Annotated in this window: 19 protein-coding genes; 11 read left to right on the top strand and 8 right to left on the bottom strand. The window is 70.1% G+C overall.

Features of this window, described 5'->3' with window-relative positions:
- Positions 1 to 229 precede the first annotated feature (229 nt).
- Positions 230 to 1,360, bottom strand: coding sequence for a UDP-N-acetylmuramate dehydrogenase (murB, locus tag RQM47_RS00505; RefSeq protein WP_311665130.1), 1,131 nt, complete (start codon positions 1,358 to 1,360; stop codon positions 230 to 232).
- Positions 1,361 to 1,496: 136 nt separating this feature from the next.
- On the opposite strand from murB, the gene RQM47_RS00500 reads away from it, so the two are divergent.
- The 4 genes from RQM47_RS00500 to RQM47_RS00485 all read left to right on the top strand — a co-directional run bounded on the left by RQM47_RS00500 (position 1,497) and on the right by RQM47_RS00485 (position 7,540).
- Positions 1,497 to 1,853 carry an MGMT family protein gene (locus RQM47_RS00500; protein WP_311665128.1) on the top strand — a complete coding sequence of 119 codons (357 nt, stop codon included), beginning with the start codon at positions 1,497 to 1,499 and terminating at the stop codon, positions 1,851 to 1,853.
- A 202-nt stretch (positions 1,854 to 2,055) separates the two neighbouring features.
- Positions 2,056 to 5,136, top strand: coding sequence for a TonB-dependent receptor plug domain-containing protein (locus RQM47_RS00495; RefSeq protein WP_311665126.1), 3,081 nt, complete (start codon positions 2,056 to 2,058; stop codon positions 5,134 to 5,136).
- 57 nt (positions 5,137 to 5,193) lie between these two features.
- Positions 5,194 to 6,402 carry a hypothetical protein gene (locus tag RQM47_RS00490; RefSeq protein ID WP_311665124.1) on the top strand — a complete coding sequence of 403 codons (1,209 nt, stop codon included), beginning with the start codon at positions 5,194 to 5,196 and terminating at the stop codon, positions 6,400 to 6,402.
- Between the two features lie 400 nt (positions 6,403 to 6,802).
- The gene (locus RQM47_RS00485; protein WP_311665122.1) at positions 6,803 to 7,540 is read left to right on the top strand and encodes a TonB-dependent receptor plug domain-containing protein; all 738 of its coding nucleotides are present in this window, start codon (positions 6,803 to 6,805) and stop codon (positions 7,538 to 7,540) included.
- A gap of 231 nt (positions 7,541 to 7,771) precedes the next feature.
- Here RQM47_RS00485 and aroA read toward each other — a convergent pair whose 3' ends face one another.
- On the bottom strand, positions 7,772 to 9,106 hold the full coding sequence (gene aroA, locus RQM47_RS00480) for a 3-phosphoshikimate 1-carboxyvinyltransferase (RefSeq protein WP_314006950.1): 1,335 nt from the start codon (positions 9,104 to 9,106) through the stop codon (positions 7,772 to 7,774).
- 118 nt (positions 9,107 to 9,224) lie between these two features.
- On the bottom strand, positions 9,225 to 10,283 hold the full coding sequence (gene add / locus RQM47_RS00475; protein WP_314006948.1) for an adenosine deaminase: 1,059 nt from the start codon (positions 10,281 to 10,283) through the stop codon (positions 9,225 to 9,227).
- Positions 10,284 to 10,426: 143 nt separating this feature from the next.
- On the opposite strand from add, the gene tatA reads away from it, so the two are divergent.
- The 3 genes from tatA (at position 10,427) to yihA (ending at position 12,415) form a co-directional block, all read left to right on the top strand.
- Positions 10,427 to 10,714, top strand: a complete 288-nt coding sequence (gene tatA / locus RQM47_RS00470; RefSeq protein ID WP_314006946.1) for a twin-arginine translocase TatA/TatE family subunit — start codon at positions 10,427 to 10,429, stop codon at positions 10,712 to 10,714.
- A 95-nt stretch (positions 10,715 to 10,809) separates the two neighbouring features.
- The gene (gene sucD, locus RQM47_RS00465) at positions 10,810 to 11,691 is read left to right on the top strand and encodes a succinate--CoA ligase subunit alpha (protein ID WP_311665114.1); all 882 of its coding nucleotides are present in this window, start codon (positions 10,810 to 10,812) and stop codon (positions 11,689 to 11,691) included.
- A 76-nt stretch (positions 11,692 to 11,767) separates the two neighbouring features.
- Positions 11,768 to 12,415 carry a ribosome biogenesis GTP-binding protein YihA/YsxC gene (gene yihA / locus RQM47_RS00460; RefSeq protein WP_311665112.1) on the top strand — a complete coding sequence of 216 codons (648 nt, stop codon included), beginning with the start codon at positions 11,768 to 11,770 and terminating at the stop codon, positions 12,413 to 12,415.
- Between the two features lie 389 nt (positions 12,416 to 12,804).
- Here the strand turns inward: yihA and RQM47_RS00455 are convergent, their stop codons facing one another.
- Positions 12,805 to 13,170: a hypothetical protein gene (locus RQM47_RS00455; RefSeq protein WP_311665110.1), complete on the bottom strand. Its 366-nt coding sequence runs from the start codon at positions 13,168 to 13,170 to the stop codon at positions 12,805 to 12,807.
- Positions 13,171 to 13,275: 105 nt separating this feature from the next.
- On the opposite strand from RQM47_RS00455, the gene RQM47_RS00450 reads away from it, so the two are divergent.
- Together RQM47_RS00450 and RQM47_RS00445 are read left to right on the top strand one after the other, a co-directional pair.
- Positions 13,276 to 13,890: a rhomboid family intramembrane serine protease gene (locus tag RQM47_RS00450; RefSeq protein ID WP_311665108.1), complete on the top strand. Its 615-nt coding sequence runs from the start codon at positions 13,276 to 13,278 to the stop codon at positions 13,888 to 13,890.
- Between the two features lie 119 nt (positions 13,891 to 14,009).
- Positions 14,010 to 14,504 (top strand): hypothetical protein, encoded by a 495-nt coding sequence (locus RQM47_RS00445; RefSeq protein ID WP_311665106.1) that lies wholly within the window; start codon positions 14,010 to 14,012, stop codon positions 14,502 to 14,504.
- Positions 14,505 to 14,525: 21 nt separating this feature from the next.
- Here the strand turns inward: RQM47_RS00445 and RQM47_RS00440 are convergent, their stop codons facing one another.
- The 3 genes from RQM47_RS00440 to rplU form a co-directional block, all read right to left on the bottom strand.
- Entirely contained in the window at positions 14,526 to 15,239 is a 714-nt protein-coding gene (locus RQM47_RS00440; RefSeq protein ID WP_311665105.1) for an HAD-IA family hydrolase, read from the bottom strand.
- Positions 15,240 to 15,393: 154 nt separating this feature from the next.
- The gene (gene rpmA, locus RQM47_RS00435; RefSeq protein WP_311665103.1) at positions 15,394 to 15,654 is read right to left on the bottom strand and encodes a 50S ribosomal protein L27; all 261 of its coding nucleotides are present in this window, start codon (positions 15,652 to 15,654) and stop codon (positions 15,394 to 15,396) included.
- Positions 15,655 to 15,711: 57 nt separating this feature from the next.
- On the bottom strand, positions 15,712 to 16,026 hold the full coding sequence (gene rplU / locus RQM47_RS00430) for a 50S ribosomal protein L21 (protein ID WP_311665101.1): 315 nt from the start codon (positions 16,024 to 16,026) through the stop codon (positions 15,712 to 15,714).
- A gap of 343 nt (positions 16,027 to 16,369) precedes the next feature.
- Between rplU and nadD the strand changes: the two genes are divergently transcribed.
- The gene (nadD, locus tag RQM47_RS00425) at positions 16,370 to 17,017 is read left to right on the top strand and encodes a nicotinate (nicotinamide) nucleotide adenylyltransferase (RefSeq protein WP_311665099.1); all 648 of its coding nucleotides are present in this window, start codon (positions 16,370 to 16,372) and stop codon (positions 17,015 to 17,017) included.
- Positions 17,018 to 17,126: 109 nt separating this feature from the next.
- Entirely contained in the window at positions 17,127 to 18,674 is a 1,548-nt protein-coding gene (locus tag RQM47_RS00420) for a glycoside hydrolase family 3 protein (protein WP_311665097.1), read from the top strand.
- A gap of 175 nt (positions 18,675 to 18,849) precedes the next feature.
- Here the strand turns inward: RQM47_RS00420 and RQM47_RS00415 are convergent, their stop codons facing one another.
- On the bottom strand, positions 18,850 to 20,502 hold the full coding sequence (locus RQM47_RS00415) for a TrkH family potassium uptake protein (RefSeq protein WP_311665095.1): 1,653 nt from the start codon (positions 20,500 to 20,502) through the stop codon (positions 18,850 to 18,852).
- Positions 20,503 to 20,726: the final 224 nt, after the last annotated feature.

Genomic DNA, 20,726 nt, shown 5'->3' with positions numbered 1-20,726 from the left:
ATCCCGTTCCCCACCCCGCCCCGCCTTCTGTGACGCTGGATAGCGCGGGGGCGGGGTGGAGCGGCGTTACGAAACGCCCGGCTAAACGCGGCTCCGCCCGATGCGGCCACCCCGCTCGCCATGCACGAATACTGATGGTTCCGGGCGGGGCGGCAACCGCGCGCGCGGCGCGTCGGTCTCGCTGCGTCCGAACCGCTTTGGGCGGGGCGGGGTGGCCTCGGGCGGGGCGCTACCGGCGCTCGGCGTCGCGGTGCGGCTCGGGGTGGCCGCCCGGCGGGACGCCGCCCGAGAACCCGTCGGCGTCCTCCCACCCCGCCGGCGGGAGCGCGCCCAACTCGCCGAAGTCGCCGACGAACCCAACTTCCGTGCTCAGCCGGTAGCCCTGCTCGCGCTCGACAGTCTCCTGGACGTAGCCGATGAGGTGGCGGACGTCGCGGGCCGTCGCAGACTGCCCCTCGGCCGCGCCCGCGTTGATCAGGATGTTCGCGTGCCGCTCCGTGACGGCCGCCCCGCCGATCCGCGTGCCCTTCAGGCCGCACCAGTCGGCCAGCCGCCCCGCCCCGACGCCGTCGATCTTCTTGAAGATGGAGCCCGCCGAGGGCTGCGTGTCGAGCGGCGGGTGCCGCGCGCCGCGCCATTCCAGGTTGGCCTCGACCGTCGCGCGCAGCCGGGCGGGGTCAGCCGGCTCGAGGCGGAACGCCGCGCTCAGCACGAGGTCGTCGGTCACGTGGAGCGTCGAGTAGTCGTACCCGAAGTCGAACCAGTCGCGGCCGACCGTCACGCGCGAGCCGTCGGCGCGGAGGAGTTCGGCGGATTCGACGACCTCCTCGATAAACATGGTCCGCTCGCGGTCTGGGGGCGGGGAGAGAAAGTGGAGGTTCTGCCACAGCGCTCCGCCGACCGTCGAGGGGATGCCGGCGTAGTGTTCGAGCCCGCCCAGCCCGGCCGCGACGGTCGCCTCGATGAGGTCGGGCCAGACGACCGCCCCGCTCTCGGCCGTCACGAGGCCCGTCGCGCGGTCGACCGCCACGTGCGCCGCCCGGTTGCGGATCACGACGCCGCGGAAGCCGAGGTCGCCGACGAGGATGTTGGCGCCCAGGCCGAGGAGGAAGTACGGGACCTCGGCCTCACGCGCCGCCCCGACCGCGGCGGCCAGCTCGTCGGCGCTGTGCGCCTCGAAAAAAACGTCGGCCGGGCCGCCGATTTGAAACGTCGTGTACGGCCCGATGGGCTCGCCCGCGCGGATACGCTCGGCGTCCAACTCCGGCAGGCGCTCGCGGAGCCCGTCTCGGAACGAGCGCTCGCGGCGCTCGCGCTCGGCCGGTGAGAGGGGGCGGGGCGGGGCGGAGACCAGGGGCACGGGGCGGACCCAAAGGGCGGGGTGGGGGAGAGGGCGGGCGGGCCGCCCCGCCCTTGCACGTCGGGCGGGGCGGAGTTCGGCGGCGCCTCTAAGTTTACCGACCGCCTTGCGACCGCCCCGCCCTTTGGGTCCGCCCGTGCCCGAGACCTCTCCCGACTTTTTCGAGCGCGTGTGGAACGTCGTCCGGCGCGTGCCGCCGGGGCGGGTCACGACGTACGGCCACGTCGCGCGGCACCTGGGCGTCGGGCGGGGCGCCCGGGCGGTGGGCTGGGCGCTGAAGGCGGTCGCGCAGAACGCGCGGGGCGGGGCGGGCGCGCCGTGGTCGGTCCCGTGCCACCGCGTCGTCAACCGCGAGGGCGTGCTGACGGGCCGCCTCCACTTCGAGACGCCGACGGTCATGGAGGAGCGGCTCCGGGCGGAGGGCGTCGCGTTCGACGGGGCGGGGCGGGTAGAGCTGGCGGCACACCTCTGGGACCCGGCCGTCGAGGGCTGACGGCTGGGGCGGGGCGGCGACCGTTCGCGGGCGGGGTAGACCGTCCGGGGTTGCCCTGCGACCGTTCGCGGGCTTTTCCTCATCGTTGGGTACGAGAAGACGCACGGCCCAGCGTAGTGCAGGTACACTAGACCTCCTACAACTCTGGGCAGTCCCTTCACACGGCAGCCTGGGCGCTCGCACTCTCACCAACGCACCCACCATGCGACCCACTGTCACTCGCGCTCTTGGAAGCTTCGCCGTCTTATTGGCGGCGCTCGCCGGTCCTGGCGCTCTCGCGCAAACTGGTACCGTCACGGGCACGGTCGTCGACGCCGAAACGGGCGAGGCCCTGCCCACGGCGGCTGTCCAAGTTGTTGGCCAGCCCGGTCTCGGCGGCGCCACCAACATCAACGGCATCTATGAGTTCGACCTTCCGGCCGGCACGTACACCATACGCGCCACGTTCGTCGGCTACGAGGCCGGCGAGGCGCTTGTCACGGTCGGAGTCGAAGAAGAGGTGACCCAGGATTTTGCGCTCTCGACCGACCTCGCTGACTTAGAAGAAGTGATCGTCACGGGCGCTCTGTCGGAGCGGTCGGTTGGTCAGTCGGAGGTTGCTGTGTCGCGGCTTGACGCCGAAGCACTCACGGCTCAAAACGAGTACCAGGATGTCTCCCAGTTGCTCAACGGCAAAATTTCAGGCGTTAGCGTCCAGCCGTCCTCGGGTAACGTCGGAGGCGGGATCCGGTTCAACGTCCGAGCCGGCGGTGGCCTGAACGGGCAAGGTCAGCCGCTCATCTTCATCGACGGTGTTCGAATTGACAACTCTCAGATCGTCGGGTTCGGAGCGGGCGGCCAGGGGACGAGCGCTCTCGCTGACCTCAACCCTGAAGACATCGGCTCGGTCGACGTGCTGAAAGGGCCGGCGGCTGCCGCGCTTTATGGAACAGACGCTTCAAACGGCGTAGTCCTCATCACGACCAAGAACGGCGCTTCGGCCACTGACGCCTTTAACATCTCCATCCGGCAGACTGTCGGTCAGAACTCTCAGCAGACGGAGTACACGGCCATCAATGCCTTTCGGACGTTCGGAGACGCCAACGCCAACTTCCGCGACGGCACAATCTTGGAAACGGGCGTGAGCATCTCGGGCGGCACCCAGGCGGTCCGATACTACGGCCAGTTCGATCGCCGTGACGAGGAGGGCATCCTCCCGAATAACGACTTTGACCGGAACTCGCTGCGGGCCAACTTCGACGTGACGCCGTCGCAGAAGCTCCAGGTCGGCGTCAACTTCGGCTACACGCAGAGTGCGACGAGCCGGCCGCAGAACGACAACAACGTCATCGGCTTCCTCGGCAATACACTCCTGCGGCCGTCTTCCTACCTCTTTGTCGACTCGCTCGGTGTGCTCGCGGCCCGAAACGAACAGCGGACGAACCGCTTCATCGGCGCCGCCGACGTAGCGTGGACACCGATCCCGGCCCTCACGCTCCGTGGCAACGTCGGGGTCGACGCCGCTGATCTCCGGCAGGACGACTTCCAGCAGACTGGGATCTCCTACCCGGGCGTTGGGACACGCGGCTCGCGCGGGTTCTACGGCCGCGAGAACGATCAGGTCTCTCTCACGGCGAGCGCCCGCTACCAGTACAACCTGACCCCGCGGCTCAACCTCTCGACGGCCGTCGGTGTGCAGGGATTCGACCGGCGCCTGCGGACGATCTTCCTGGAGAACTTCAACTTCGCCACTCCGCTCATCACAGACATCGGGTCCGGTACGGAGTACCAGGAGTCGGGCGAGAGCTATCTCAACGAGCGCCAAATCGGCGTGCTCCTGGATCAGTCGGTCAGCTACGGTACAGTCTTTAACGGGTCGGCTGGGTTCCGTCAGGACTACGCAACGGCCATCGGCGGCGATAGCCCCTCGATTTTCTACCCGTTCATCCGTGGCGCCTTCCGGTTCGACCAACTCAACGGTACGCCGGCCATTTTCGACCTCCTGAAGGTCCGAGCAGCCTACGGCGAGAGCGGTCAGTCGCCGGGTGCTTATGACTCTCAGGCCGCGCTTTATGAGGCCGCTGTCGGCGGGTACGGGGCCGGGGCCATCCCCGATCTTATTGGCAACCCGGACATCCGGGCCGAGCGCGTGGCTGAGTTTGAGACCGGACTCGACGTCGAGATCGCCGGCGTGGCGCTCGCCGAACTCACGTACTACATCCAGCGCGCGACCGACTCCATCGTCGGTGTCGAACTGCCGCCGTCGACCGGCCAAGTCGCCTCGCTCGTCCCGTTCAACGTGGGGCGGGTCGATGGGCAGGGGATCGAGTTTTCCCTCACGTCAACGCCGGTCTCTTTCCAGAACTTCTCGCTCGACCTCGGGGCGGTGTTCAGCTACCAGACCAATGAGGTGATCGAACTGGGTGAAAACCCGGTTACAGGAAACCCAAACCCCGCCCTCTACGACGGGTTCGATGTTAACGTCATCCGTCCGGGCATTTGTGCCTATCAGCTAGGCGTGGGTGACAACTACTCGCCCGATCTCCGTGGCGACGAGTGCCCAACGGAGATCACTGATGGGCTCCCGCGCTCTGCGTTCTACACGACGCCGGTCAACGGGGCCGTCTTCGAGAGCGACGGGACGTACGCCGGTGTCGACTTCGGCATCGACCAGGACAACCTCGAGCTGTACCAGGACAGGCTCAGCTCGGGGGAGTGCGAATACAACCCCAGTAGTGGGGCCTCCCGGTGCTACTACGGTCTCCCGTACCCGAAGTACAACGGGTCGTTCACGGCCAACGCCACCATCTTCCGAGACGTCAGCTTCTACGCCCTCGTCGACTACGCGATTGGACTCAAGGTGCTGAACAACACACGCAACTTCCAGCTCTCGTTTGGGAACGACCAGGAGCGGGCTGAACTGGCGGATCAGCTTGGCATCGGCTCGGCAGACGATCTCCCGAACCTCACGCCTAACACGCCCGAGTACGAGGCGGCGGCCAACGCCTACGCCCGGACGGACCGCCGCTTCGACGCTAACCTTATCGAGGACGCCGACTACCTCAAGCTCCGCGAGATCAGCATCCGTTATAGCCTCAACCGGCTGCTTGCGGGCGTACCGGCCTCGCCCATTCGGACCGCGACCCTCACGCTTGCGGGACGCAACCTCTTCACGTCGACGCCCTACAGCGGCGTCGATCCGGAGGTCAACTTCGCTGGCGCTCGGAGCCTCTCACGGGGCCAGGACTTCCTGACGCTCCAGCAGCCACGCGTCATCTACGCGACCCTCACCGTCGGCCTCTAGCCTCCTCTGAACCACCAGACGCAGGCTCCCGGACGCTCCGGGAGTCTGCTGTGCCCCATGAACAAGTCACTCCTCATCTCTGTCGTGGCTGGCGCTCTCGCCGTAAGCGGCTGCGACTCGTTCGTCAACGACGTCGACCCCCCGATCGACCTTGTCTCGTCGGACTCCCTCAACGCAGTCGGAAACTTACAGTTCGTCGTTACAGGCGTTGAGCAGAGGTTTGCGACGGCCTACGGCGACATAGTAGTCCTTTCCGAGGGGCTCGCCGACTCCTATCGGTTCGCTTATGGGACTTCAGGAGCCACCTTTCCCACGTATATTGAGATCGACGAAGGGATGATCGAGCTCGACAATAACTCTGTCGACGCGGCCTATACTGATGTCAATGAGCTCCGCTTCCTTGCGGACGATCTCATCAACCGGGTGACGAACACGATCCAGTTTGGGTCGAACCCGCCAATCACTCAGTCTGAGGCCCTGTACGCGGGCAACCTCTACGCGGGTATCGCACGATACTTCCTCGCGACCTACTTCGGACTCAATCCGCGACAGGGAGGGGCCACGATCGACTCCGGCCCGTTCATCCCGTCGAGCGAACTCTACGACCAAGCTATCGCCAACTTCCAGGCTGCCTTGAGCAACGTCGATGCGGGATCTTATGAAGCTCGCGTGGCTAACTCGCTCCTTGCTCGAGCGTACCTATACGCAGGCAACACAGAGCAGGCGGGCTCTACTGCGGGCAGAGGTCTCATTGAGGGTGATGCCGATTTTGCGGCACTGTTCAGCCCGCAGACGGCCAACCCGGTCTGGCTCGCCGCTGGTCGCGGCCGGACCCAATATGGTGTGGATCCTCGATTTGAGGATAATGAAATCACGCCGACGGAAGAGTATGAGACAGTTGACTGCGCAGATACACCCTATTGTGCGGACGGTGATCTGACCTATGGCCGCCAAGCGGAGTACCTCACCGATTCAGACCCAATTCCCTTTATCACATGGCAGGAGACGAACCTCATTCGAGCGGAGTCCCTACTTGGTAGTGACGACAGTCAAGCTGTTGGTCTGATTAACGCTGCTTACGACGGTAATGACATCAGTTCTATCGACCGGAACACGCTGATCGAGATCCGTGATGACCTCTTGTTCTCACGTGGGGCTCGGCTTGTTGACCAGCGACGCTTCGACCTTTGGCATCTCGGGCCGGACACGTGGCAGTACCTGCCGATCACGCAGACCGAGCGGAACGGCAACCCGAACATCGATTAGGCCGTATGGACAATCACCCAGATCGGCTCGCACGGGCCAGATTCCGCCCCCGCATCGTCGCGCTCGTCGTCCGGGGCTACGGCCCCGCACTCCTCCCGCTCCTTGCGGGGTCAGAATCGTGACTTCGTGCGAGCCTGACCTTGCGAGTGTCCACACGACCTAGTGCTGCGTCAGAGCTAATCTGATGAGTTGAGGTGGTGTTGCGTGTTCCGTATTACGTCCCCGAGGGCACCCAACACGCAACACGAGACACGCAGCAGCTCTCTGCGGACCCATCGGAAGACGGTTGACGCGCCACTAGTTCGCGATCGCAATCGTGGGGGGGGGGGCGGGACGCATAAGCGTCCCGTCCCCCTTTTGGGTTCGCCCCAGAGCGGTTGGCCTCTCTTCCCTAAGACCCATGCGGATCGCTCTCGTCGCTGCCCTCTCAATACTCTGTGGGGGGGGCGTTCAAGCCCAAGGAGGCGATCGAGAGCATGGCAGACTGGTTGTTTTTGTTCGCGACGCCGAGACTAGAATGCCGTTCGAAGGAGCTCGCGTTGATGTCTTAGGAACAGTCGCCGCGACTGGAAAAGCAGGGAGGATCTTATTCAGTGGGCTCGAAGGATTGGCTCAAGTTAGGGTGAGTGCAACTGGCAGAGCCGAAGTTGATACTACGGTTGCTGTTGGAGCTGATTCGATTACACGAGTTGATGTGTATCTTTCCCTGTCGACAACTCAGATTGAGGGGGTGTTGGTCGAGTCGGAATCGCTTAACGACGTCATGCTTCGGCGACGTGGATTCTTTGACCGTCGGGAGCTAAGGTCTGGAAAGTTTATCACTCGGAATGAGCTCGACGCACGTGGGGCTACTCAATTTATAGATGTGTTTTCTGGTGTTAGCGGTGTAAGAATAGCGCAGCGGGGTGGGGCAACGGTTCTGGTATCCGACCGGCGTCGCGACTGTCCTATGGCTGTCTTTATAGACGGAGTAGAGGCAGCTTTCCTTTCGGAGCAGATAGATAACGTCCCATTCGATCCAATTGCAGCTGTGGAGATATATAGAGGGCCAGCTGACATGCCGCAGCAGTACGCCTACACTAAACAAAATAGAACTTGCGGTGCAGTTCTAGTTTGGACACAGATAGATGTTGAATGACGGGTGCGTGGGCGGCTCTCGGGAGGCAGCGCACTCACAGCTACGCACCAATGAGGTCGAAGTAGGGGCGGTGCTCTTGTACCGAAGCGAAACGCTGTCATACCAGGGGAATCTTTAACAGACTCAGGGAGATCCCAGGCGGAGTCTGCTTTGAGATCATCCCGAGGAGCGTCCGCTCAAGACGGCATAAGAACAGAGCAAAGGGGGGCAGTGCATAGCAGCCCCCCCGCGCTACGCCGGGCGGGGCGGCCCGTGCTCCACCGACCCCACCGCCACGGCCTCCAGCGCCTCCCAGAAGCCGGGGAACGACACGGCCGCCGCCTCGGCCCCGCGAATCGTCGTCGGCCCCGTCGCCCCGAGCGCCGCGACCGCCGCCGCCATCGCGATCCGGTGGTCGTCGCGGGCGTCGACCGTCGCGCCGTAGAGCGGGCGGCCGCCGTCGACGACGAGCCCGTCCGGGCGCTCGGTCACCGCCCCGCCCATCGCGCGGAGGAACGCGGCCGTCGCCGCGATTCGGTCAGTCTCCTTGACGCGGAGCTCGGCCGCGTCGCGGATGACGGTCCGGCCCTCGGCGTAGGCCGCGGCCACGGCCAGCGCCGGGATCTCGTCGATGAGGTTGGGGACGATGGCCCCGCCGATCTCGACGCCCGAGAGCCCGCCCGGCGCCTCGACGCGGAGGTCGGCGATGGGCTCACCACCCCGCTCACGCTCGTTCGAGACTTTGATCGTGGCGCCCATCGCGCGCAGCACGTCGAGGACCCCGCTCCGCGTCGGGTTGAGGCCCACGCCCGCGAGCTGGATCACGGCGGCCTCGGCCATGCTCCCCGCCACCAGGAAAAAGGCCGCCGCCGAGACGTCGCGCGGGACCACCCACCGCCGCGCGCGGACGGCCGCCCCGCCCTCGACCGACACGTGCCGCTCGCCGCCGAGGTCGAGCACGTCGAGCTCGAGCATCCGCTCCGTGTGGTCGCGCGTGGGGACCGGCTCGACAACGGTCGTCGTGCCGCTCGCGGAGAGGCCGGCGAGCAGCACGGCGCTCTTGACCTGGGCCGACGCGACCGGCAGCCGGTACGTGACCCCGCGCAGCCCGCGCCCGCGCAGCCCGACCGGCGCGTGACCGCCGTCGAGGTCGACCGCCCCGCCCATCTGGCGGAGCGGGGCGGCCACGCGCTCCATCGGCCGGCCGCTCAGCGACGCGTCGCCCGTGAGCGTGGAGTCGAACGGGCGCCCCGCCAGGAGCCCCATGAGCAGGCGCATGGTCGTCCCCGAGTTGCCGCAGTCGAGCGGCCCCGGGGCGGGGCGGAGGCCGCCGAGCCCGCCGCCCTGGACGAACAGGCTGGGCGTGCCGTCGGCGCCGAGCACGTCTGGCCGCTCCTCGGCGTCGACGCCGAGCGCGCGGAGGCAGGCCAGCGTCGAGTGCGGGTCGGCGGCGTCAGAGAACCCGATGATCTGGCTCTCGCCCTCGGCGACCGCGGCGAAGATCGCGGCCCGGTGCGCCACCGACTTGTCGGCCGGGAGCACCGGCGAGCCCGCGAGCGCGGCGGCGGGGTGGACGGTGACGGTCACGCCCCGCCCCGCCCGTGGCGCGAAGGAACAGGCAGCCTGCGAACGTGCCCGCCCCGCCCCGCTCGTCTGCTGGCGCGGGCGGGGCGGTCGGCCGTTGCGGGCGGGGCGGGGCGGGGCGTCACGCCGCCTCCGGGAGCGCGACGAGCGGGGCCACCTCGGCGAGCAGCGCCTCCTTCTCGGCGTGCGGCAGAAAGCCGAACCGGAACCCGTTCAGGACGATCTCGCGGAGCGCGCTAGAGGGGATCCCGCACCGCGAGTGGGCCAGCCACAGCTCCTCGGTCATCGACGTGTGGCTAAAGAGGCGGTTGTCCGTGTTGATGGTCACCGGCACGCCGGCGCGGACGTACTCGGCGACCGGGTGGGCCTCGTAGCTCGCCACGACGTGCGTCTGCACGTTCGACGTGGGGCAGACTTCGAGCGGGATCTGGCGGTCGACGACGTAGCGGAGCAGCGCCGGGTCCTGCCCCAGCGTCACGCCGTGGCCGATCCGGTGCGCCCCGCACTTGAACAGCGCCTGGCGGATCGACGCCGGCCCGAAGCTCTCGCCCGCGTGGACCGTGATGTTCAGAAGCTCTTTGCGGGCGAGGTAGAACGCGGCCCCGTGCATCTCGGCCGGGTTGCCGCGCTCGCCGCCGGCGAGGTCGAACCCGACCACGCCCTTGCCGCGGTACGACGCCGCGAGCTCGGCCTGCGCCAGCGACGCGCTCTCGCGCCGGTCGCGGAGCCCGCACACGATCACGCCCGTGCGGATGCCGTGGTCGCGCTCGGCGTCCTGGAGCCCGGCGAGCACGGCGTCGTTCACCTGCCACATCGTGAGCCCCTGGTCCGTGTGGAGGACCGGCCCGTAACGGACCTCGAGGTAGCGGACGTTCTCGCGCGCGGCGTCCTCGGCGAGCTCGTAGGCGATGCGGTGGAGGGCGTCCCGCGTCTGCATGAGCGGGATCGAGTACCCGAACCACGCGAGGTACTCCTCGAGCGTCGCGCTCCGGTCGACCTTCGCGAGCTCGGCGGCCAGCCCCTCCTCGGTGTCGGCCGGGAGGAGGTCCGGCTGGTCCTGCTCGCGGGCCAGGTCGAGCATGGTGCTCAGGCGGAGCGAGCCGTCGAGGTGGCAGTGGATCTCAGCCTTCGGCCACGCGAGGATCGTGTCGCGGTCGAGGGCGGGCGGGGTGGCAGGCATAGGCGTCGGGGGGCGTGGCCCAAACTACCCGCGCGGCCGCCCCACCCCGCCCGCCCCGCTCTGCGGACTCGGCGAAGACCGACGGGCAGGGGCACCGCGTTGGAGCTCGGGCGTACGTTTGTCGCACCCACACCCCAGAGGCCATGTCCCTCGGACCGACGGAGATCCTCCTCATCTTCCTCGCCATCCTGCTCCTGTTCGGGGCCAAGCGCATCCCCGAGATCGCGCGCGGCCTGGGCAAGGGCATCCGCGAGTTCAAGGACGCCACCAACGACATCAAGCAGGAGCTGACGGTGTCCGACGCGCCGCCGCCGCGCATCCAGCCCCCGCCGGTCCAGCGCGCCCAGCCGCAGCCGTCGCAGCCCGTCGCGACGGAGGCCGCCCCGCCCCCGGCGCCCGCCGAGGACCGCACGGCCGAGCCGCTGAGCTAGCTCGGGTACGGGGTACTTGGTACGAAGTACCCGACTTGCACGCCCTCTTTAGACCGTACCCCGTACCGGGTACCCCGTACCCACATCTCCCCAGCATGAGCATCCTGATCGACCAAGACACCCGCCTCGTCGTCCAAGGCATCACCGGCAAGGAGGGGTCCTTCCACGCCGAGCAGATGATCGAGTACGGCACGACCGTCGTCGCCGGCGTGACACCGGGCAAGGGCGGGACGACGCACCTCGACCGGCCCGTCTACAACACGGTCGCCGAGGCGGTCGAGAAGGAGGGGGCCAACGTCTCGGTCATCTTCGTGCCGCCGCCGTTCGCGGCCGACGCCATCCTGGAGGCCGCCGACGCCGGCGTCGACACGGTCGTCTGCATCACTGAGGGGATCCCGGTCCAGGACATGATCACGGTCAAGCCGTACGTGGACAAAAAGGGCGTCCGCCTCGTCGGCCCCAACTGCCCCGGGCTCCTCACGCCGGGCGCGTCGGTCAAGGTCGGCATCATGCCCACCATGATCTTCTCGCCGGGCAACGTCGGCGTCGTCTCGCGGAGTGGCACGCTCACGTATGAGGCCGTCGACCAGCTCACGCGTGCCGGCCTCGGCCAGTCGACCGCCATCGGCATCGGCGGCGACCCCATCATCGGGACCCAGTTTATCGACGCCATCCGCCTGTTCAACGACGACCCCGAGACCGAGGCCATCGTGATGATCGGCGAGATCGGCGGGTCGGCCGAGGAGGAGGCCGCGCAGTTCGTGAAGGAGAGCGTGAAGAAGCCGGTCTTCGGCTTCATCGCCGGCCGCACCGCCCCGCCCGGGCGCCGCATGGGCCACGCCGGCGCCATCGTCTCCGGTGGCAAGGGCACGGCCGAGGCCAAGCTGGAGGCCATGTCCGAGGCCGGCATCACGACCGTCGAGAGCCCCGCGGCGATCGGCGAGACCGTCAAGGCTCACTTCGAGGCCGTCGCGTAGAGGTTCGGGGTTCCAAGGTTCAGAGTTCAGGGTTCTGAACGCGAGCCCTGAACCGGATAACCCCGAACCCCGAACCATGAGAGTCCGAGACGCCCAGTTTGTCGGCGCCGCCCCGACGTGGGCGGCGCTCCCGCCCCCGGGCGCCCCCGAGGTGGCGTTCGCGGGGCGGTCCAACGTGGGCAAAAGCTCGCTCCTCAACGCGCTCCTCGGCCGCAAGCAGCTCGCGCGCACGAGCGGGACGCCGGGCAAGACGCAGGCGCTCAACTTCTACGCCGTCAACCCCGCCCCCGACCGGGGCGGGGCGGGCGGGGTGAAGGAGCCCGAGCTCTACCTCGTCGACCTCCCCGGCTACGGCTACGCCAAGGTGTCGCAGGGTCAGCGAGCCGCGTGGCAGCGGCTCGTCGGCCGCTACGTGACCGAGCGGGCCGAGCCCGCGCCCGACCACCCCGCCCCGCTCCGCGCGGTCGTCCAGCTCATCGACAGTCGGCACGGGGTGACGAAGATGGACGAGGAGCTCATGGCGGTGATGTTGGAGAGCCCCGCCCCGCACCTCGTCGCGCTCACGAAGGCGGACAAGCTGTCGGCGAACGCGCGCCAGAAGGCGGTCGCGGGCATCCACAAGCACTTGCGGCCGTACGGGCTCGAGCTCCCGGTCGTCCTCACGTCGGCCGAAAAGAAGACGGGGATCGACGAGCTGTGGAGCTGGATCTGGCGGGTGATGTAAAAGGGAAAAGGGACGCGCGGGCGGGGCGGCGCCGCATTTGTTCCGCCCCGCCCCGTGTAGGCATGGGCGGGGCGGTGACAGCAACGCTGCCGTCAACGGGAGGCGGCGGCAGCCCCCCTCCTGGCCAGGAGGGGCTAGGGGTGGTTGTGACGAGGGCGGGGCGGTCCGGCATGACGCCACCCCGCCCGGTGAACGACCCGCCGCCCCGCCCGTCGCCGCCCCGCCCCGACGCCGCGACGGCGTTGCATGCAACGCCGCTACGGCGGCCGCCCCGCCCTCATGCACCGCGGGCGGGGTGGGGCACCTTCGCTGCCCGCTGCCCACCGATATTCCGGTCGTCCGCCCCGCCCGTGGCGCCACCCCGCCCCGCCCGGCACCTTTCTCACTTCTTACAGCCGCACGCGGACCGTCTCCGCCCCGCCCGCGAGGCTCTGGAGGCGGAGCGTGTCGCCGTCGAGGCGGACGCGGAAGCGCTCGGCGCCCTGGGCGTCGGAGAGCGTGAGGACGGAGTCGCCGGCGACCTCGTAGCGGGCCTCGAACGACTGCGGCTCGCCGACCGGCGGGCGCTCGACGAACCGGGCCGTCCCGTCGCCGAGCAGCGTCATCCGCGAGCCCAGCGTGTCGGCGCCGGCCGGCCGCCACGTGCCGACGTAGGCGCCGCGGCCGTCGCCGCCGCACCCCGCGAGCGCCGCCGCCCCGCCCCAGAGCGCGGCGAGGGCCAGGAGCGTGAGGGCGGGGCGGGCGGGGCGGAGCATCGGCGGGGCGCGTACGTCGAAGGTAGCCGTTTCCCACCTCGCCCCTTGGGTCCGCCCTCTGGGTCCGCCCCCCGGCCTGATCCCGGGGCCGCACCGCTGCTCCGCATGATCGACGTTACCTCGATGCCCCCCGTCACGCTGTTCTTCCTGCTCCTGAACGGGGTCGTGGGGGCGTACACGCTCCTCGTCAACCCGGAGCTCATCGACCGCTGGGCGTTCAAGCCGTTCCGCGTCGTCCGCGATCACGAGTGGTCGCGGTGGCTGACGGCCGGGTTCGTGCACGTGGGGTTCGCGCACCTCGCGTTCAACATGATCACGCTCTACTTTTTCGGGCCGTACGTCGAGGCCGCGCTGGGGTCGGGGCGGTTCCTCATCGTGTACCTGGGGTCCGAGCTTACGGCGAACGCGCTCACGTACTGGCGGCACAAGGACAACCCGGCGTACTCGGCCGTGGGCGCGTCGGGCGCCATCTCGGGTGTCCTGTTCGCGTTCTGCTTGTTCGAGCCGTTCTCGCTGCTCTACATCTTCTTCGCGATTCCCATCCCGGCGATCCTGTTCGCGGTCCTCTACGTGGCGTTCTCGGTCTACGCCTCGCGGCGCCAGGTGGGGCGCGTGGCCCACGAGGCGCACCTGGGCGGCGCGCTCGGCGGCCTCGCGCTGACGATCCTGTTGTACCCGGGGGCCGTCTCCATCTTCCTCCAGCAGATCGGGTTGGGGTGACGGGGAGGGTAGCCGGCCGCCCCGCCCTGCGCGGGCGGGGCGGTGGAAAGGGGATTGACGAGGGCGGGGCGGTGATGTAGCCTCGGCCGCCCCGCCCGCCGGGTCCGCCCTGCCTGACTATGCGCGCACTCTCGCTCGTCGCCGCCGCCCTGCTGCTCGCCGCCTGCGACTCGGGCGGTCCTGACGCGCCTGGATCCGGCCGGTTCGAGGCCGAGATCAGCGGCGGCCTCTCGCGCTCGCTGGAGGGGACCGCTGGGCTCCTGTCGGTCTTCGACGGACCCGGTGAGGAGCCCATCCTCTCGGTCACCATGCTCGATCAGAGCGTCCTGATCCGCTCGATCTCGCTCTCCGATGAGGAGGGCGTCCTCGACGGGGAGGGGACGTACGGCCTCGGCGGTGGCGGGCCGCTCCAACTCCTCTACCAAGACGGGCTCGGGGCCGATGGAGGCTCCTACGTGTCCGCCTCGGGCACCCTCCGCGTGACGCGCTACGGCGACGACCGGATCGCGGGCACGTTCACCGCGGAGCTGGCCCCCGCGTTCGGGCGGGACGAGGGCGCCGCCGCGTCCCTCTCCGGCACGTTCGACGCCGTTCGGATCCCGGCGCCGTTCTAGCCGCCGGGGCGGGGCGGCGCCCTACGCGATCTCCAGCAGGTCCAGGAGCGCCCGCCAGTCCTCGACGACGGCCGCGCCTTCGGGCGCCCGCGCGTCGTCGCCGCGGAGCCACGCGACGCGCCACCCCGCCCCGACGCCGCCCTCGACGTCGGAGTGGAACGAGTCGCCGACGTAGAGGACGTCGGCGGGCGCGAGGGCGGGGCGGTCTAGGACGCCGCGGGCGAGGCCGAGGACGTGCTCGAACAGGCGCGGGTCCGGCTTGCGCACGCCGACCTCGTCGGAGATGACAGCGAACGCCGCCAGCGCTTCGACCTCGGGGAGTCGGGCGAACTTGGCCCGCTGCTGCTCTGAGAACCCGTTCGTCAGCACGCCCACGGGGAAGCGCGTGGCGACGGCGCGGTAGGCGTCGAGCGCGCCGTCGGCCCAGCGCCAGTGCTCGGCGTAGCGGGCGAGGTAGTCGCGCGAGAACGTCTCGGGGTCGAGGTCGTGGGCCTCCAACGCGTGCAGCACGCGCTCCGACCGGAGCCGCTTGAGGTCGGCGGCCGTGATCCGCCCCGCCCCGAAGTCGCGCCACAGCGGCACGTTGTGGGCGTGGTACGTGTCCTGAACGTGGCCGACGCCGTGGTGCCCGAGGTGCGCCGCGTGCATCCGGTGGACGTCGGCGAGCGCGGCCCGCTCGGCGCCGCGGTGGTCGAGCAGCGTGTCGTCGAGGTCGAAGACGACGAGGGCGGGCATGAAGGATGCGGGATAGAGAGACGGAGGGATGAGCAGAAGGCGGGCAGGGCGGCGGCTCTGCCCACCCCCCGCCACATTTCTCAATCCCTCTCCAAAAGACCGCCCCCGACGCGCAGGGCGCCGGGGGCGGTCACAGCCTCGGGGGCGGGGTGGCCTACGCCTCGACCGGGTCGATGTGGACGAACTTGCGGCCGCCGCGCGACGCCGCGAAGCGGACGCGGCCCGACGCCGTCGCGAACAGCGTGTCGTCGCCGCCCCGCCCGACGTTGATGCCGGGGTGGAACTTGGTCCCGCGCTGGCGGACGATGATCGAGCCGGCCGGGATGACCGCGCCGCCCGGCGACTTCACGCCGAGCATGTTGGGGTTCGAGTCGCGCCCGTTCTTCGACGAGCCGACGCCTTTTTTGTGTGCCATCTGGGGTACCTGCGGGTTGGTGAACCGGCCTCGCCCGGGGGCGGGGCGGCGGGGGCGCTAGTTGACGGAGAGCCCGCCGATCTTGATCTGCGTGTACGGCTGCCGGTGGCCGTTCTTGACCTTGTAGCCCTTCCGGCGCTTTTTCTTGAACACGATCACCTTGTCGCCCTTGACGTGGTCGAGGACCTCGGCCGTAACGGTCGCCCCGCCCACGACGGGGGCACCCACCTGGACGCCGTCGGCGCCGGAGACGAGGAGGACGCGGTCGAACGTGACCGTGTCGCCGACCTCGGCCTTCATGCGGGGAACGTAGAGGCGGTCGCCTTCGGCGGCCTTGAACTGCTTGCCGGCGATCTCGACGATGGCGTACATGCGTGTGCGGGCTTGTGGAACCCTCCGTGTGGCGGTCCCGGCGGCGTGCCGGGCAGGCCCACGGAGGGGCGCGGGACAGAGCGGACGAATCTAGGGCGGGGCGGGGCGGCCGTCCATCGCGGGGGCTTCAAAATGGCGGGGCTCACTGCGCTCGCGGGACTGGGGGGTGAGGGACTGGGGGGAGAGCGCGCCTGCGCGGGCGGGGTGGCATGGGCGGAGAGTGCGGCCATCTTCCACCGTCTCTCCACCCCGCCCGTGGCGCGAACCGGGCGGGGCGGCCATCTTCCAGTCCCCAGTCCCCAGTCCCCAGTCCCCAGTCCCCAGTCCCCAGTCCCCAGTCCCCGTGCCCTCTCTTGCCCTTTTCGGCGGCTCGTTCAACCCGCCCCACGTCGGGCACCTGGCCGTGGCCGAGGCGTGCGCCGAGGCCGTCGGACTCGAGCGCGTGCTGTGGGCGCCGGCCGCCACCCCGCCCCACAAGCGCGGGCACGCGGACATGGCGCCGGCCGCGGACCGGCTCGCGCTCGTGCGCGCGGCCGTCGCCGGGAACGAGCGGTTCGAGGCGTGGGGAGGAGAGGTCGAGCGGGGCGGGACGAGCTACACCGTCGACACGCTGCGGGCGCTCGCGGAGCAGCACCCGGGCGCCGAGATCGCGCTGGTCCTGGGCGGCGACAGCCTGGCCGGCTTCGCCTCGTGGCGCGAGCCCCGCGCCATCCTCGACTTGGCGCGGCTCGTCGTCTACGACCGCCCCGGCGCCGACCTCGCCGACGTGCCGGCGTGGGTGACGGACCACGCGACGCGTGTCGCCGGCCCGCTCGTCGACCTGTCCTCGACCGAGCTCCGCGCCCGCATCCGGGCGGGGCGGACGGTCCGCTACCTCGTGCCCGACGCCGTCCGCGCCGAGATCGCGGCGCGTGGGCTCTACGCCGCCCCGCGCGACCGCCCCGCCCCGGACGCCGGTGAGAACACGGCCCGCCGTGTCCGGGCGGGGTGATCCACCATGACCGCCCCGCCCCGGGCGCGCGGGTGGGGTGGGGTGGGGGGGATCGGTGCCCTGGCCGGGCCGTAGGAACGGGGCGCCCCGCCCACCAGCCGACCCGCCCGTGCCGCTCTCCCTCGAAGACAAGGCCGCCGGCCTCCTCGTCGTCCGCCTAGGAAACAACCTGCCGCCGGCGAAGACCGCGAGCGAGCAGGAGGACGAGGTCGCCGCGCTCCTCGACCGCTACGCCGTCGGCGGGCTCATCCTGTTCAACGGGCGCTGGCCTGAGACGCGCGACACGCTCGCGCGCCTCCAGGCGCGCTCCGACCGCGGCCTCCTCGTCACGACCGACATGGAGCGCGGGTTCGGGCAGCAGGTGCTCGGCGGGACGGTGTACCCCCACGCCGCCGCGTTCTCGTACGCGGGCGGGGCGGACGACGTCCGCACGTTCGCGCGCCAGGCCAGCGAGGAGGCCCTCGCGTGCGGCGTCCAGGTGACGTACTCGCCCGTCGCCGACGTGGACCGCAACGAGCGCAACCCGATCATCGCCTCGCGCGCGTTCTCCGACGACCCGGCGCGTGCGGCCGAGCTGACCGCCGCGTTCGTCGAGGGCGTTCACGAGGCGGGCCAGTTCGCGACGGCCAAGCATTTCCCCGGCCACGGCGGCACGTCCGGCGACTCGCACGCCGAGATGCCCCAGATCGACGACGACCGGGCGACGATCGAAGCCGTCGATCTCGCCCCGTTCCGCGCAGCCATCGCCGCGGACGTCGACCTCGTGATGACGGCGCACGTGGCGTACCCGGCGCTCGACCCGTCGGGCTTGCCGGCCACGCGCTCGCGGCCGATCCTGCGCGGCCTGCTCCGCGACGAGCTCGGGTTCGAGGGCGTCGTCGTCACCGACAGCCTCCAGATGGCGGGGGCCAAGGACGCCGACCAGACCGAGGGCGACCTCGCCGCCGGCCTCCTCGATGCCGGCGTCGACCTGTTCGTCGACGCCGTCGACCCCGAGGCCGTGATCCGCGGGCTGGCCGAGGCCGTCCGGGCGGGGCGGCTCGACGAGGCCCTGCTCGACGCCGCGCTCGCCCGCGTCGAGCGCCTCCGCGAGCGGTTCCGCGCCCGGTTCGGCGCCGACGCCTTCCGCACGCCGCCCCGCCCCGCCCGCTTGGTGGGGGCGGATGAGCACCGGGCGCTCGCCGAGCGCGTGGCGCGGGACGCCGTCGAGGTCGCGCGCGGCCCGCTCCCCGACCTGGGCGACGGGACCGGCACGCTCGTCGTCCTCATGAAGCGCGCGCCGCTCCCCAACGAGCCCGAGACGATGCCAATGGGCGAGGCCGTCGCCCGCCTCCTCCCCGGCGCCGTCTACCGCGAGCTCGAACCGACGCACGAGGACGAGGACGACCCGTTCGACGAGATCCGCGTGCTGGCCCGCGACGCCGAGCGCCTCGTCGTCGCGACCATCGTGCGGCCGGCGGCGTGGCACGCGTTCGGGCTCGAAGCCCGCGAGCGCCGGTTCGCGCAGCGGCTCATGGAGGCGCACCCGACCACGCTCGTCGTCCTGGGCGGCGACCGCGGGCTCCGCGGGTTCGACGCCTGCGACTCCGCGCTCGTGACGTACAGCGACGTCGGCCCGTCGCAGGTGGCGGCCGTCGAGCGCCTGGCGGGCCGGTAGGTCTGCGAGTTCGTAGAGCAGAAACGGCGCCGGGCGGGGCGGCCGGCTCCTCCTGCCCGCCCCGCCCTCGCCCTCGATACGGACCGCTGTTCTACAAGCGGGCGGGGTGGAGAGAGCCGTGGGCGCCGCCCCGCCCTTCGCGCCGCACGGGCGGGGCGGGCACTCCGGCCTTCCCCTACCGCTTCCAGAACGCCGGCGAGAACAGCAGGAGGACCGTGAAGATCTCCAGCCGCCCCGCCATCATGAGCAGCGAGAGCACCCACTTGCCCACCGCCGGCACGTGCGTGTAGTTCTCGGTCGGCCCCATGGCCCCGAACGCCGGTCCGACGTTGCCGACGCACGAGAACGTGGCGCTGAACGCGCTCCAGATGTCGAGCCCCAGGGCGCCCATGATCAGCGTCCCCAGCCCGATGAGGCCGACGTAGAAGACGACGAAGGAGAGCACGGTCCGCATGATGCCCTCCGGGACCACGCGGTGGTCGAGCCGGATGGGGAGGATGGCCTGCGGGTGGACGAGCTGCCGGAGCTCGCGGAACGCGTTCTTCAGGATGAGCACCACGCGGACCACCTTCACCCCGCCCCCCGTCGACCCGGCCATGCCGCCGACGAAGAACAGCGCGAACAGGACGACGAGCGCCAGCGGCGGCCACAACTCGTAGTCCGCCGTCCCGAATCCGGTCGTCGTGATGATCGACGCCGCCTGGAAGGCCCCGTAGCGGAGGGCGTCCCCGAACGAGTCGTAGCGGACGACCGTCCGCCCGCGGACCTCGGCCGGGGCGAGGTCCGCCCCGCCCCCGATGTCCTCGCCGCCCGCCCGGTCCCCGTCGCGCGTGGCGAGCTCGTCGCCGACGGCCTCGCCGTCGGTCCGCTCGGCGGCCACCTGCTCGGTCACGATCTCGCCGTCGAGCGTGACCGGGTGGAACAGGAGGTCGCCCGTGGGCGCCCAGAGCGCGAGCGTGAGCAGGACCGTCGCGAGCCCGATGATGGCCCCGTAGGCCCGGAGCTCCTCGTTTTTCGCGACCGCCGTCACGTTCCGGTGGAGGAGCTGGTAGTGGAGCGCGAAGTTCATGCCGGCGAGCACCATGAACACCGTGATCACCCAGTCGATGTAGGCCGAGTCGTACTGGCCCACGCTCCCGTTCTCGGTCGAGAACCCGCCCGTGGCCATCGTCGCGAACGCGTGGTTGACGGCGTCGAAGAGCGACATGGCCGGGAGCAGCAGGAGCACCTCGACGAGCGTGAGCGCGAGGTAGATCGCCCACAGCCGCTTGGCCGTCTCCGTCACGCGCGGCGTGAGCTTGTCGGCCGACGGGCCGGGCACCTCGGCCTTGAACAGCTGCATCCCGCCCACGCCGAGCAGCGGGAGCACGGCGATCGTGAGCACGATGATGCCCATGCCGCCCAGCCAGTGCGTGAGGCTCCGCCAGAACAGGAACCCGTTGGGGACCGCCTCGATGGCCGGCGTCGTCGCCCCGCCCAGGATCGTGGCGCCGGTCGTGGTGAACCCGCTCATGACCTCGAAAAAGGCGTCGGTATAGCCGGCGAGCACGCCGGTGATCACCCAAGGCAGCGCGCCGACGAGGGACAGCACGAGCCACGCGAGGGCTACGATCGCGAACCCCTCGCGCACGCGGAGCTCCTGCTGCGGCCGGAACGCCCACCACAGCGCCCCGCCCCCGACGAGCGACGCGGCGGCCGTCGCCGCGAACCCCCACCACTCGGCTTCGCCGTAGGCCAGCGAGACCACGGCCGGCGCGACGAGCGACACGCCGAGGGCGACGAGCAGCACGCCCAGCACGCCCACGACCGCTTTCCAGTCGATGATCATGCGTGTGACGGGTGATGAGTTACGGGCGATGGGTCAGAGCGGTAGCCCCGAGCGCCCCGCACTCGCAGGGGCGGGGCGGTCCTCCTCCGGGATCCGCCGCCCCGCCCCCGGCGGCCGCTCCGGCGCCCGTCCCCCTCCCCGGCCGTTGGGTCCGGCCCTCGTCCGGTGGGGGAGGGGGAACCTCCATCAAACAGTTTGTGAGGGGAAACGCCAGTGCGCTCGCC

Source organism: Rubrivirga sp. S365, assembly GCF_032248475.1.
In the GTDB taxonomy this organism is placed as follows: domain Bacteria; phylum Bacteroidota; class Rhodothermia; order Rhodothermales; family Rubricoccaceae; genus Rubrivirga; species Rubrivirga litoralis.
This window is presented reverse-complemented; position numbering and strand designations above follow the sequence as displayed.